13 protein-coding genes are annotated in these 13705 nt (G+C 35.0%); 11 read left to right on the top strand and 2 right to left on the bottom strand.

The window, feature by feature from the left end:
* Positions 1-167 precede the first annotated feature (167 nt).
* The 11 genes from I0Q91_RS04345 to I0Q91_RS04295 all read left to right on the top strand — a co-directional run bounded on the left by I0Q91_RS04345 (position 168) and on the right by I0Q91_RS04295 (position 10849).
* Positions 168-1328 carry an exo-beta-N-acetylmuramidase NamZ family protein gene (locus I0Q91_RS04345; RefSeq protein WP_270453099.1) on the top strand — a complete coding sequence of 387 codons (1161 nt, stop codon included), beginning with the start codon at positions 168-170 and terminating at the stop codon, positions 1326-1328.
* A 19-nt stretch (positions 1329-1347) separates the two neighbouring features.
* A complete protein-coding gene (locus tag I0Q91_RS04340; RefSeq protein WP_270453097.1) occupies positions 1348-3015 on the top strand; it encodes an ABC transporter substrate-binding protein in 1668 nt (555 codons plus the stop codon).
* An 80-nt stretch (positions 3016-3095) separates the two neighbouring features.
* Positions 3096-4082: an ABC transporter permease gene (locus tag I0Q91_RS04335; RefSeq protein WP_270453096.1), complete on the top strand. Its 987-nt coding sequence runs from the start codon at positions 3096-3098 to the stop codon at positions 4080-4082.
* Entirely contained in the window at positions 4079-4936 is an 858-nt protein-coding gene (locus I0Q91_RS04330) for an ABC transporter permease (RefSeq protein WP_270453095.1), read from the top strand. The genes I0Q91_RS04335 and I0Q91_RS04330 overlap by 4 nt, the downstream gene beginning before the upstream one ends.
* Positions 4937-4943: 7 nt before the next feature.
* Entirely contained in the window at positions 4944-5918 is a 975-nt protein-coding gene (locus I0Q91_RS04325; protein WP_270453094.1) for an ABC transporter ATP-binding protein, read from the top strand.
* Between the two features lies 1 nt (position 5919).
* On the top strand, positions 5920-6915 hold the full coding sequence (locus I0Q91_RS04320; protein ID WP_270453093.1) for an ABC transporter ATP-binding protein: 996 nt from the start codon (positions 5920-5922) through the stop codon (positions 6913-6915).
* Positions 6916-7181: 266 nt separating this feature from the next.
* Positions 7182-8159: a DUF305 domain-containing protein gene (locus I0Q91_RS04315; protein WP_270453092.1), complete on the top strand. Its 978-nt coding sequence runs from the start codon at positions 7182-7184 to the stop codon at positions 8157-8159.
* A 175-nt stretch (positions 8160-8334) separates the two neighbouring features.
* Positions 8335-8838, top strand: coding sequence for a nitroreductase family protein (locus tag I0Q91_RS04310; RefSeq protein WP_270453091.1), 504 nt, complete (start codon positions 8335-8337; stop codon positions 8836-8838).
* A 38-nt stretch (positions 8839-8876) separates the two neighbouring features.
* A complete protein-coding gene (locus I0Q91_RS04305) occupies positions 8877-9239 on the top strand; it encodes a VOC family protein (RefSeq protein ID WP_270453090.1) in 363 nt (120 codons plus the stop codon).
* Between the two features lie 152 nt (positions 9240-9391).
* Entirely contained in the window at positions 9392-10231 is an 840-nt protein-coding gene (locus tag I0Q91_RS04300; protein WP_270453088.1) for an SDR family NAD(P)-dependent oxidoreductase, read from the top strand.
* 183 nt (positions 10232-10414) lie between these two features.
* Positions 10415-10849, top strand: coding sequence for a hypothetical protein (locus I0Q91_RS04295; RefSeq protein ID WP_270453087.1), 435 nt, complete (start codon positions 10415-10417; stop codon positions 10847-10849).
* A gap of 115 nt (positions 10850-10964) precedes the next feature.
* Here I0Q91_RS04295 and I0Q91_RS04290 read toward each other — a convergent pair whose 3' ends face one another.
* Together I0Q91_RS04290 and I0Q91_RS04285 are read right to left on the bottom strand one after the other, a co-directional pair.
* The gene (locus I0Q91_RS04290) at positions 10965-12155 is read right to left on the bottom strand and encodes a M20 metallopeptidase family protein (protein ID WP_270453085.1); all 1191 of its coding nucleotides are present in this window, start codon (positions 12153-12155) and stop codon (positions 10965-10967) included.
* Between the two features lie 25 nt (positions 12156-12180).
* Complete coding sequence (locus I0Q91_RS04285) at positions 12181-13692, bottom strand: tripartite tricarboxylate transporter permease (RefSeq protein ID WP_270453084.1); 1512 nt, start codon at positions 13690-13692, stop codon at positions 12181-12183.
* Positions 13693-13705: the final 13 nt, after the last annotated feature.

Below are 13705 nucleotides of genomic sequence, written 5' to 3'. Positions count from 1 at the left end.
AAGATTAAATCTCCTCAGTTACAGTAATCAACGCTGTAATTAGAGGGGTTTTTTCTTTATAAGTATATACTGAGTATTATCAAATAAAAAATTTTTGTTATTAATTTTAGTTTTATGAAGGATTTTTATAAATTAAGGAGAATATATAAATCAAGGAGTGAAAAACATTGTCGAAAAATTTCAAGATAAAATTAGGACTCGAGGTTTTATTAGAAGATACCAGCGATTTTAACGGAACAAATGTTGGTCTTTTAACTAACCATACAGGGCTTACCAATAATCTTAAACAGAATATAGATCTTATTCAGTCAAACAATGACTTAAATCTGATAAGACTTTTTTCACCTGAACATGGTATTAGAGGCCAGGCTGGCGCTGAAGAAAACATTGATGATACGATAGATCCTATCAGTAAATTACCGGTCATCTCTCTTTTTGGGGAAAGGAGAAAGCCGCCAGTAGATAAACTTAAAGATCTTGATATTTTATTTTATGATATTCAGGATATTGGGCTAAGATATTATACCTACAGTTCAACTTTACTTCTTGCAATAGAAAGCTGTTATCAGGCAAATACAAAATTAATTGTCCTGGATAGGCCTAACCCATTAGGTGATCAAATATCAGGCAATATTGGTAGTAATGAATATAGTTCTTTTATTGGACCAGATAATTTACCATATTGTTATGGAATGACCTCAGGTGAACTTGCACTCTGGTATCAGAAGAACTATTTAAATGGAGCCGATGTTGAAGTTATTCCATTAGAAGGCTATAAAGGCGAGACTTTTAAACCAGATGATTATCGCTGGGTTCCGACTTCACCAGCAATACCATCAGCCAGAACTGCCCAGTTATATCCATTTACCTGTCACTTAGATAGTGCAGGACTTGATAACGGAGTCGGGACAGCTAATCCCTTTGAATACTTTGGAGCTCCCTGGCTAAATCCAGTTAAACTCATAGAAAAGTTAGAAACTTATAATTTAAAAGGTTTAAACTGGAGGCCAGTTTATTATAGAAAAGAGAGTAAAAGATTTGCCAGTAATGAAATACAGGGATTACATCTTTACCTTGATGAGCCTGAAATAGCATCAGTCGAGAGGTTTAATCTTTCAGTATTAGAGATTATTATTAAAGACTATCCAGAAAAAATCGACTGGAGTTTTTGGCAAGAAGAAAATGATTATTTCTTTGATTACTTTATGAAGACAAATCAGGTCAGAAAAGACATGCTGGCAGGCAGGCCTATTAATGAAATCTTACTGGAGTGGTCTGAAGAAAGAAAGGATTTTAAAAGAGAAGTTGAGAAGATCAGACTTTATTAAAAAAACAGGAGGTTATTTAATGAAAAAAATTATTGGAGTTTCAATGGTATTAGTTCTGGCTTTCGTTTTATTAACATCTACAACTATACTGGCTGCTGATGTCAATCGTGGTGGTATAGTTGAAAAGACAGCCAACGTACAGGGGGTAATTGTTCAAAATTATAATCCATTCTCACCTAATGCACTTCATAACACTTATGGAGGGTTTTACGAAACATTAGTTCTTGCCAATACTCATTTAGGAGAGATCGAACCATGGCTGGCCCATAATCATTACTGGGAAGACGATTTAACAACTCTGGTCTTTGAACTAGAAGAAGATGTCTACTGGAATGATGGCGAGAAATTTACAGCCGATGATGTAGTCTTTACTTTAGGTTTAGGTCAGGAGCATGCAGAAATTAGTCAGGCTGGTATCTGGGATTCAGGACTTCTGGAAGTCAATGCTAGAGACGAATATACAGTTGAATTTGTTTTTGATCAGGTAAATACAACAGTAATGCCTAGTTTTGGTAGCATCTATATTGTTCCAGAGCATATCTGGGCAGATATTGAAAATCCAGCCAGTTGGGATGGTAATGAAGATCCTGTCGGAACTGGACCATTCATTCATGATGAAGGTAGCTTTACCGAAATGTCATATAGAATGGTTAGTAATCCTAACTACTGGCAAATTGGAGAAGATGGAGAACCACTTCCATATATCGATGGAGTCCAGTATGTTGGCGCTACCGGAAATGAACAGGCTGCTATGCGAATTATTTCTGGAGAAATAGACTGGGGAACCTATTTTATTGCAAATATCGATCAGACCTATGTTACCAGAGATCCCCAGAATCATAATTACTGGTTACCAGAAGGAAATATTGTTTATTTAAGTCTTAATAATGGTCAGGAACCATTTAATAATAGAAATTTAAGAAGAGCTATCGCTAAAAGTCTTGACCAAGAAAGAATAACCCAGATAATGGGCTCAGGTGCTGTGCCTTCCAATCCAGCCGGTGTTAAAAGTGGTTTCTTAGACTGGATTCCAGAAGCAGCAGAGGAAAACATGGTAGAATTTGATCCTTTAAAAGCTAGAGAAATGTTTGAAGCAGAAGGTTATGAAGAAAATAGCCGTGGAATTTATGAAAAAGATGGTGAAGCTTTATCATTTAATCTATATGTACCAACAGGCTGGACAGATTGGATAACAGCTACTGAAGCAATTAGTGATCAATTAGCAGCAGTCGGTGTAGAAGCCAGTGTCCGTCAGGTAGCCTGGCCATCACCTTTCATGGATAATTTAACAGATGGTGATTATCATATGTCCATGGGATATGCTAATTCAGGCTTCTCACCATATTATCAGTTTGATAATATCCTGCCTTCAAGATTATCAGCGCCTATCGGAGAAAGTGCTGAAAGCCATTCTCAAGTCAGGTATGAAAATGAAACTGTTGACCAGGCATTTAGAGATTATAGAGCTACAGATGATGAAGAATTACAGATGGAATTAATCGGTACAATTCTAACAGAATTCACATATGATATGCCAATGATTCCATTATTCTTTAATCCAACCTGGTTCCAGTATAATACTGCTCGTTTTACAGGCTGGCCAAATGAAGATGACCCATATACCTCTCCAAATACAGCAGGTATGACAAAGATGAAAATATTCTTAAACTTACAGCCAGTCAATTAGGCTATATATTATTAAAATGAACCAATAAGTCCAGGCCCCGGCTTAAGGGGCCTGAACTTTTACATATGAGGAGGAAGAAGATGAAGTATTTTTTAAGGAAAACAGGATGGCTTTTATTTGCAATCCTAATTGCCTTACTTATAAATTTTATATTACCTAGACTTATGCCAGGAGATCCTGCTCAGATAATAGTTAGTCGACTTGATGGAGTAGAACCGGCAAACCTGGAAGCAATCAGAACAGCCTTTGGAGTCGATACAGATAGAAATGTAATTCTCCAGTTTGGAGATTATTTAGTTAATGTTGCTCAGGGAGATCTTGGTATATCAATAAGCCATTATCCTACACCAGTCTGGGTTGTCCTAAGAAAAGCATTACCCTGGACAATTGGTCTTATTGGTTTATCAACCATTATAAGTTTTTTGATTGGAACATTTATAGGAATATTTGTTGGCTGGTATCGTAGAAGCAAAATTTCAGATGCCATTATAAGTTTATTTTTATTTATAAGGTCATTTCCATATTTTTGGCTTGGACTTATTCTTGTCTACTTTTTCGCCTTTGAAAGGCCGTGGTTTCCTTTAGGAGGCTCCAGGGCAGTTACAGTCTCCTGGGCTCAACGCTGGGAATTTATTAAATCAGTAGCCTATCATGGAATATTACCAGCTTTTACAATTACAATCAGTTCCCTTGGTTACTGGCTTCTTACAATAAGAAATAATATGATTAATGTTCTGGCTGAAGATTATATTACAGTAGCTAGAGCAAAAGGACTTTCAACATCTAGAATCAGAAATATGTATGCTGCTAGAAATGCTATATTACCATCGATTTCAGGCTTTGCCATGGCTCTGGGTTTTATAGTTGGTGGCAGTCTCATTACAGAGATAGTCTTTTCCTATCCAGGTGTAGGGTTTATGCTGTACCAGGCTATTCAGCAGCAGGACTATCCATTACTTCAGGCAATTTTCTTATTTATAACTTTAGGAGTACTAATAGCAAACTTCTTATCAGATATAGCCATAATGGCATTAGATCCAAGAGTACGGGACGGTGATGCAAGATGATTCAGGATACATTTAAATTATTTGTAGGTAATAAAAAGGCCTTAGTAGGTCTGACAATATTTTTAATATTTCTTATAATAGCTATTTTTGCACCAATTATTGCACCTTACGAAATAAGGCAATCATCAGACGAAGATGGTCAGTTTCCGATGAGAGCAGAGCCAGGAGGAAAGCATCTTTTAGGAACATCCCATGCAGGCTATGATATTTTCTCAAGGCTTATCCACGGTACCAGATTGACACTTATGGTAGGAATTATTACAGGTACAATTTCAACCTTTGTTGCCCTGACAGTTGGTTTATTAAGTGGCTATCTTGGCGGCAGAGCAGATGATTTTTTATCATTTATTAATAATATCTTTCTAGTTATTCCAAGCTTACCTTTAATTATAGTTATAGCTTCATATATTACTATGAGAGGTATAATGCCTATAATTTTAGTATTATCACTTACTGGTTGGGCCTGGGGAGCCCGGGTTATCAGGTCCCAGGTAATGTCAATGCGAGAAAGAGAATTCGTTCAGGTGGCAGAAGTTCTTGGAGAATCAACTCTGGTCATTATTTTCAGAGAAATACTGCCAAATATAATTTCTCTGGTTATGGTAACCTTCTTTACTTCAACAATGGCAGCAGTTATTGGCCAGGCCACGCTGGAGTTTATTGGACTTGGTAATATGGCAGCTGTTACCTGGGGTACAATGCTATACTGGGCTCAAAATAATGCTGCCCTTTTATATGGAGCATGGTGGTGGTTCCTGCCTCCAGGATTATTTATTGGTATGTTAGGAGCTTCATTTGCTCTAATGAACTTTGCAATTGATGAAATATCTAATCCAAAGATTAGAAAGAGGTAGAAATATAATGGCAGAAACTATATTAGAAATAGATAATTTGACATCAGGATACCAGGTTAAACAGGGCCGGGTTGAAGCAGTTAAAGAAGTCAGTTTTAAACTTGGTTCAGGAGAATTCCTGGGTATTGCTGGTGAATCAGGTTGCGGAAAATCAACTCTGGCCTATAGCATTTTAAAACTTTTAGAAGATAATGGCCAAATTTTTTCAGGCTCAATTAATTATGGAGGTCAGAATCTGGCAACTTTATCAGATAAAGCAATGAAAAAAGTTCGCTGGTCAAAGATATCAATGGTTTTTCAATCAGCCATGAATGCTCTAAATCCAGTTATAACAATTAAAGAACAACTACTGGATGCTATGTATGCTCATAGGCCAGGACTTAAAGAAAAAGAGGCTATTGCCAGGGCAAAAGAACTTCTGGAGCTTGTAAATATAACTCCAGATAGACTTTATGATTATCCACATCAGCTATCAGGTGGCATGAAACAGAGAATTATGATTGCCATGGCTATGATACTTCAACCAGATATAATTATTATGGATGAGCCAACAACAGCCCTGGATGTAGTTGTTCAAAGGAATATTATTGAAAAAATCGGTGATCTTCAGGAGAAATTTGGTTTTTCTATAATCTTTATAACCCATGATCTTTCACTGCTTGTTGAAATTTCAGATAGATTGGCTATTATGTATGCAGGCCGTCTGGTGGAACTAGGGAATGCTGAAGAAATTTATAAAAATCCAGCCCATCCTTATACAGAAGGGCTTATGGCATCATTTCCACCACTTGTAGGAGAGATTAAAGAAGTCGGCGGTATCCCTGGTAAACCACCTGACTTTTTCAAACTGCCAACAGGCTGTAAATTCGAAACCCGTTGTCCCTATGCCTTTGCCAGATGCAAAAAAGAAAATCCAGAATTTAAAAGCTATGACAGCTCAGGACGGCTGGCCCGTTGCTTTTTAGCAGGGGAGGAGAGATAAGATGACAGAGTCATTATTAGAATTAAAAAATGTTTCTCTCCATTTTCCAATTAGAGCAATAGGTCGTTCTGGCGAGAAAGTTAGGGCAATGGATGATGTCAATCTAACAATTAATAAGGGGGAGATAGTTGCATTAGTTGGTGAATCAGGAAGTGGCAAGACAACAACAGCTAGAGCTGTGGCTAGAATTTATAGCCCAACAGGAGGGAAGGTAATCTTTCAGGGGGAAGATATCTATGCACCTGAATATAAAAAGAAAATTGACTGGTATCGGAAACAGGTTCAGATGATATTCCAGGATCCTTTTGGTGCACTCAATCCAACCCATAAAATTAGATCTATCTTAAGCAGACCATTTATCATCCATAATATCTGCCCTAAATCAGAAATAGAAGAAAAAATGGTCGAAGTTTTAACAGAGGTAGGACTTGAACCAGCTGAGCAGTTTTTAGATAAATTTCCCCATGAACTTTCAGGGGGACAGCTCCAAAGAATCAATATAGCTAGAGCTATTTCAGTTGAGCCAGTTCTTCTTTTGGCTGATGAACCAACATCTATGCTTGATGTTTCAATTAGAATGACAATTATGAATATGATTAAAAACTTTAGAGATAAAGATCAAATCTCTTATCTTTATATTACTCATAATCTGGCTGGAGCAAGATATATAGCAGATAGAATAGCAGTAATGTATGCCGGTATGCTTGTTGAAATTGGGCCAACAGATGAAGTGATTCAGCAAGCAAGACATCCCTATACAAAACTATTAAGGTCAGCAGCTCCACAGCCAGAAAAAGGTTTTAGGGAAGAAAAAATGGGTTCAACAGGTGACATTCCTAGTCTGATAGATCCACCATCAGGTTGTCGTTTCCATCCCCGTTGTCCATACAGAAAGCCTGAATGCAGCCAGACCATACCTGAAATGAATCAACTCAATGATAGTCATCAGGTCCGTTGTATTCTCTATAAAGATGGCAATATACCAGAATTAGATTAATCTAAAAATTTAATAATAAAAAAATAAAAATTTTTAAGCCTCTTCAGTTACAGAATAATCTGTTGCTCGAAGAGGTTTTTGTTAAATATAAACTTGACACAATAACTCAAGAACGCTATAATTACTTAAACTTAGACAATATTAATATAAACAGTAATTCAAATTCATATTATCTTTATATTTCAGATATATAATTACCTTAAGCAAATTAAATTAGTTCATATAAGTTTCAAACAGGATTGAAAAGCTTTAAGGAGGTTTTTTAGTTGAAAAAATTAATTATAGTTAGTCTGTCAGTAGTTTTAGTCTTTGGACTTATTGGAATGAATGCTACAGCTATGCAGGGTAATAGAGGTCATATGGGTAGAAGAACTCAGGATGATATAGATCAGTCATTTGACGATTTTGAAAACTTTGGATTTGGTGACATGATGGGTTTTGGAGGGATGATGGGCTCTGGCAGAATGATGCATACTTCAATTGAAAGTGAGTATGATTTCTTGATAAAAATGATACCTCACCATGAAGAAGCTGTTAGAACAGCAACAACTTTAAGAGATAATACAGATAGCGAAGAGATGAGAGAGTTTGCCAGTGAAATTATAGCAACTCAGAGTGAAGAGATTGATCAGATGAACAGCTATTTAGATAACTGGTATTCTGATAGAGAAAACGATTTTGTTTATGAACCAATGATGGGAGATTATTCAGATATAGAAAGCCCTCAGTTAGAAGAAGCTTTCTTAGAAGACATGATTTTTCATCATATGGAGGCAGTAATGATGTCACAGCAGTTATTAGCTCAGGGATTAGCTGAGCATGAGGAAGTTGCTGAACTGGCAGTTAGTATAAGCAATAGTCAGAGAGAAGAGATATTTATGATGAGAAACTGGCTTGCAGATTCTTATGCCGCTTCAGATCAAAGATTTAGAGGTGGCATGATGGGTGGCATGGGCATGATGAGAAGTCCCTGGTTTGATTCTGATATAAGTAGATTTTCAGATATGAGTGAAGAAGAAATTAGAGAAATTCAGAGAGATGAACTAAGAACAATCGTTAGAATTGAAGTATTAATGGAGGAATATCGAGAGCTAATTAAAGAAGAAGCTCCAGAGCAGGAACTAATAGAATTAGAAGATCAAATTTTTGAACTTCAGGATGAATTAAACAGCACAGGTATCGGTTTCTTTTCAAACATGACTGGAATTTTGTCAAATCGAATTAGACATCATCGCAGCTGGTAATAATTATATTTCAATATAAATTAAGAATGATTGAACCCCACAATTAGTTTTGTGGGATTTTTTTATTTCCTCATGAAAAATTATCATAAAAAAATTTAACATTCTTCTTAAATGTATTATAATAAACTTTAGAGATTTAATTTAAGAATGCCAAAGTATATCAGGAGGGATATAAGTGGAATTTGAAAAAGTATTATTTAACAGGCGAAGTAAGAGAAAGTTCATAGACAAAGAAGTTGAAAACGAGAAAATTCAAAAACTATTAGAGGCAGCAATGTCAGCGCCTTCAGCTCATAATAAACAACCATGGGAGTTTGTAGTTATCAAAGATAATGATACAATGGATAAAATCATGGAATTTCATAAATACTCTAAAATGCTTAAAGATGCACCACTGGCAATAGCAGTCTGTGGTGATAAAAATGCTTATAAAGATTTCTGGGTTCAGGACTGTTCAGCAGCAACTCAAAATCTGCTATTGATGGCAGAAGATTTAGGCCTGGGTGCCTGTTGGTTAGGGGTTTATCCAGTAGAAAAATACTATACAGAGTTATCAGATTTACTTGAACTCCCGGAGAATATTATTCCATTGAATGTTATTGCTATTGGCTACCCGGAGAGGGAGAGCAGAAGACGTGATCGTTATAATGAAGATAAAGTCCATTATGAAAAATATTAAACTCAAATAATAAATACTATTAAATGAGAGGTGGCATAATGAAATTTTGCTGGGCAACACTCCATGTTAAAGATTTTGAAGAATCCTTAGAATTTTATCAGAATATCATTGGCCTTGAGGTTGAAAGAAGATTTGAAGTCGAACCTGATAGAGAAATAGCATTTTTAGGTGATGGCGAAACTAAAGTTGAACTTGTCTTTGAAGATAATCAAGAAGAAATTAAGATTGGAAAAGATATTTCATTAGGCTTTGAAATTGATTCAGTTAATGAAATGATGACATATTTAAAAGATAAAGGTATATCAATCCATAGTGGCCCATTTCAGCCTAACCCTAATATACGTTTCTTCTATATATTAGACCCAAATGGCTTAAAAATTCAATTTGTTGAAAACTGTTAATTACTAAATTCTTAAAATATTATTGAGAAAGATTAAATGGCCCTTGAATATTTAATACCAAAGGGTCATTATTTTTTGCCTGTTACTTTGAGAATTAACCTGATATAATAACATATAAATAAGAATTTTGTTTTAAGGAGGTTGGCCTTAAAATGAAAAAAGCATTAATCACAGGTGCAACAGATGGAATTGGCAGGGAGATAGTAAAAGAGCTTGCAAATAGAGATTATAGCTTAATCATTCATGGTAGAAATAGAGAAAAAGCAGCAAAAGTCGTGGCAGAACTAAAGAAGACCAATAATAGAGATTATAATATTGAAATAGCAGATTTAGAATCTCAGCTTGAAGTATATCAAATGGCTGAAAGAATTAAATCCAGCCAAAAGAAAGTTGATATCTTAATTAATAATGCCGGAACCTATCAGCAAAACTTTAAATATAGCCAGGATAAAATAGAAAAGACCCTGGCAGTAAATTTCCATTCCCATTTCATTTTAACCTTATTTCTCCTTAAAAATATACAGAATAGTAATGATCCCAGGATTATCAATGTCAGCTCGATTAGTCATTCCAGTAAAATAGACCTTAATGATATCTGGGAACCAAAAAATTATGATGCCATGAAGGCTTATAAGGATTCTAAAACAGCAATGAATCTATTTACATTTAAGTTAGCCAGGCTTTATCAAAATAAAATTGCAATTAATTGTCTGGATCCTGGAGTTATAGATACAAAAGTTCTTAGAAGAGGCTGGTCATTAAATGGTTCCCCTGCAGAAAATGGAGCTATTACACCGGTTTATCTTGCTGATTCTGAAAAAGTTAAAGGAGAGACAGGTAATTACTATATTAATAAAAGAAAGAGCAAACCGGCCAGTATAACCTATGATAAAGATCTACAGGATCAACTTTGGAATAAAAGTATTGAAATGATCAAGCATCAAGAGATTAAATCAGCTATTAAAAAAATTATTAATCAGGTTGAATATTAATAGTACAGTTATCTTCCCAATATTTAGTGCATATATCATAGTTTTATATAGTAATAACAGGATATTTGATTTTCGGAGAAAGAATGAATAAAGAGGTTTTCTCAGTAATCATGACAGTAATAGCTTTGATACTGGTAAACCTTTAAAAGAAATTATGTGAATAATCAGGGGGCCTTTTATCAAATGGATAAAGATTCATTTATTCCTTCAATATTTAAAATAAATCAAGTTAAAGACATTAAAAAAACAGGTCAGGTTTTATCGATTATACTATATATAATACTTGTGATTTTAACAGTAGGATTCAATAATACTCTACTTTATTTTACCAGCATGAACCTGGAAATTTTTCTTGAACTTATTTTTCTGGCACTACCATTCATAATATTATTTTTTAGTTATACCATGCTGGAAATACTTTATTATACTTATTTTTTTGGTATAGGATATTTTATGTTAACATTCTCAATAATTAATGAAGTTTATACAGACCAATTGCAACACTTAGGCTATGGCAATATAGATATTGCAATCGGTATAATAGGCTGGATATTATTAGGAGTATTAATGTATTTACCCTGGAAGTATAAGAGATTTGATAATATTTTATCCGAATAATTACCGAGAATAATTTTATAAATAACTCTAAAAATAATTTAAAACCTAGTTCTTTTAAATGTTACTAGAAAACAAAAACCTGGCTATTATAGCCAGGTTTTATAATTCATCATTATCATATTAAATTAAAATATCTTAAGATAGAAAGCATTTGAATCTTAACTGCTATTTTCAGAGAATCCTCATCAATATTAAACTCTGGATGGTGATGAGGATAGTCAGTACCTTTATTAGCATTTCCTGTCCCAACAAAATAAAAGGCTGATGGTACTTTCAAAGAAATTTCTGAGAAATCTTCTCCAAGCATAACTGCAATCCCTTTTTCTTTAATAGTAAGTTTATCCCGGGATACAGCAACAGCTCCTTTTATTACTTTAACCATCTCTAAATTATTATCTAATAAACGATTTCCACATTTAAAATCTATCTCGTAATTAAGTCCGTCTATTTCAGCTTCTTTTTCAACTATATTTTCGAATTTTTCTTTAACCTGATTCATTTTAGGATGAAGAGTTCTGATTGATCCAGCAAAACTCACTTCTTCTGGAATAACTATCGGAAAATCACCAGCTTCTAATTTGCATGTAGTTATTAAAGTTGGTTCATTTATAACATCAAAATTTCTTGTTTCAATAGTTTTTAGCCTGTTAATAATACTGGTTGCAGTATTCACTGGATCAATAGTTTTATGAGGCGCCCCTCCATGACCACCAGGGCCCTGGAGTTTAACATTAAAATATTCACTTGCTGCCATTAATGGCCCGGATTTAAGACCAATTACTCCAGTCTTTAGAGGAGACCATAAATGAAGGCCAATAGCCCCATCAACATCTGGACTTTTTAAAATACCCTCTTTAACCATCTCAGCAGCTCCGGCATCTTCCTCATTTGGCTGAAAGACAAACTTAATGTTTCCAGAAATCAAATCCTTATATTTAGATATAATCTTTGCAATTATAAGCAGGATTGCTGTATGGCCATCATGACCACAGGCATGCATAATTCCTTCATTTTCAGAAGAATAATGTAAGCCAGTCTTTTCATTTATAGGCAGAGCATCCATATCTGCTCTTAAAAGCAGTGTTTTACCTTTGCCACCACCTTTAAGAAGTCCCACAACTCCTGTTTTAGCAACATTCTTCTCAACTTCAATTCCTAATTCAGCAAGGTAATTAGCTACTATTTTAGAAGTTCTAACTTCTTCAAATCCAAGCTCAGGATATTTGTGGAAATCCCTTCGCAAATCAATTAATTCTGACTCTAAACTTTTAATCTCCTGATTAATGTCTTTTATTATCTTATTCATACAATCTACTCCTGTCTACTATAATCTACTCCAGTTGACGATTATTTTTAAACCGTTTCCAGAAAAAGAATATTAGAGCCGCTATAGTTATTCCCCATAATACTCTGGCAATTGTACTTTCAAAGTAGAAAGCGTAATCACCGCCGGAGATAGTTGATGCCTGACGAAAACTTCTTTCAAATAATGGGGTCACTAAAAATGCAAGAACTAAAGGACCATCAGGTATTTTAAACCAGTAGAAGAAACAGCCAATAACACCTGATATAATCATAATAATAACATCAAATGGTCTGGTATTATAAGCATAAGTTCCTAAAACTAATAAAACTGAGATAGATGGCCATAGAATCCTTGCAGGCAACCTGGTTAATTTAGTATAGACAGGTATTAATACTTTCCCCATTATAAAATTAAATGGATTGGCAAGTAATAATAATAGAAACAAAATATAGACTGTTTCTGTATGGTCGACTACAACTCTAGGGCCAACAGGTATTCCTTCCATAATCAAAGCCGCCATTAATAGAGCAGCAATAGAACTTCCAGGAATTCCAAAAGTCAGCATTGGAATAAAGGTAGCGCCACAGGTTGCATTATTAGCAGATTCAGCTGCAGCAACTCCTTCAAGAGAGCCTTTACCATAATTTTTATCCTTTGTTGCCTGTGCTGTAACACTATAAGCTGTATAAGAACTTAAAGTTGCACCTGGTCCAGGCAGGGCTCCAAGAAAAATTCCAAGAATCGTACCTATTGATAAACCTCTCCAGGCACCTATTAACTCTTTAAATGTTAAACCTTCTTGATCCTCATTTTCACGTTTTTTGACATCCACTTCTTCTGCAGATTTTGGATTTCTAAATACATCTGTCATCTGCTTAACTATCTCTGGTACAGCAAAGAAACCCATTAACAAAGGTACTAAAGGGAAGCCAGATGCCAATTGTCTAAATCCAAAAGTAAACCTTAAACTTCCAGTAACAATATCTCTACCAATTATGGCCAGAAAAAACCCTATTCCAGCTGAAACCAGGCCTTTTCCAGGGTTATCAGCAGCTAAAATTATTACCAGAGATAAGGCCATTATGTAAAGAGCTGTCAATTCACTAGGCCCAAAACTTGGAGCAATCATTCCAATAGGAACAACTAAAAATATTAGTGCTATATCACTAATGCTATCACCTATAATAGAGGAATATAAAGCCATTTGAAGCGCCTTTTTACCCTTACCCTGCTCAGTTAAAGCATACCCATCAGCAACAGTTGCAGCTGCTCCTGAGGTTCCAGGCGTGGCAAAAGCAATTGCAGTTATCGATCCTCCATATGTTCCACCTTTATATGTTCCTATTAATAAACCCATAGTCTGATGAATAGGCAATACAAAAGATAAAGGCAAGGCAATCGCTATTGGAAGAGTATGGGCTAAACCTGGAATAGCACCAAATGAAATTCCGATTATAACACCTACTAGAATAAAAAGCATTGTATCTAATGAAAAAACAATAAAGAATGCTGAAGCTAGTGCTTCCATTTCAAACATATTCTGTCCTCCT

It is taken from the genome of Halonatronomonas betaini (assembly GCF_015666175.1).
Lineage (GTDB): Bacteria > Bacillota > Halanaerobiia > Halanaerobiales > Halarsenatibacteraceae > Halonatronomonas > Halonatronomonas betaini.
The sequence above is the reverse complement of the archived record's forward strand: the minus strand, read 5'-3'. Positions and strand labels throughout refer to the sequence as shown.

What these genes read in the sequence shown, in the direction of transcription:
- I0Q91_RS04290 (WP_270453085.1), bottom strand. Translation starts at nt 12,155, where the DNA reads ATGAATAAGATAATAAAAGACATTAATCAGGAGATTAAAAGTTTAGAG.
- I0Q91_RS04320 (WP_270453093.1), top strand. Translation starts at nt 5,920, where the DNA reads ATGACAGAGTCATTATTAGAATTAAAAAATGTTTCTCTCCATTTTCCA.
- I0Q91_RS04300 (WP_270453088.1), top strand. Translation starts at nt 9,392, where the DNA reads ATGAAAAAAGCATTAATCACAGGTGCAACAGATGGAATTGGCAGGGAG.
- I0Q91_RS04325 (WP_270453094.1), top strand. Translation starts at nt 4,944, where the DNA reads ATGGCAGAAACTATATTAGAAATAGATAATTTGACATCAGGATACCAG.
- I0Q91_RS04295 (WP_270453087.1), top strand. Translation starts at nt 10,415, where the DNA reads ATGGATAAAGATTCATTTATTCCTTCAATATTTAAAATAAATCAAGTT.
- I0Q91_RS04330 (WP_270453095.1), top strand. Translation starts at nt 4,079, where the DNA reads ATGATTCAGGATACATTTAAATTATTTGTAGGTAATAAAAAGGCCTTA.
- I0Q91_RS04340 (WP_270453097.1), top strand. Translation starts at nt 1,348, where the DNA reads ATGAAAAAAATTATTGGAGTTTCAATGGTATTAGTTCTGGCTTTCGTT.
- I0Q91_RS04335 (WP_270453096.1), top strand. Translation starts at nt 3,096, where the DNA reads ATGAAGTATTTTTTAAGGAAAACAGGATGGCTTTTATTTGCAATCCTA.
- I0Q91_RS04305 (WP_270453090.1), top strand. Translation starts at nt 8,877, where the DNA reads ATGAAATTTTGCTGGGCAACACTCCATGTTAAAGATTTTGAAGAATCC.
- I0Q91_RS04285 (WP_270453084.1), bottom strand. Translation starts at nt 13,692, where the DNA reads ATGTTTGAAATGGAAGCACTAGCTTCAGCATTCTTTATTGTTTTTTCA.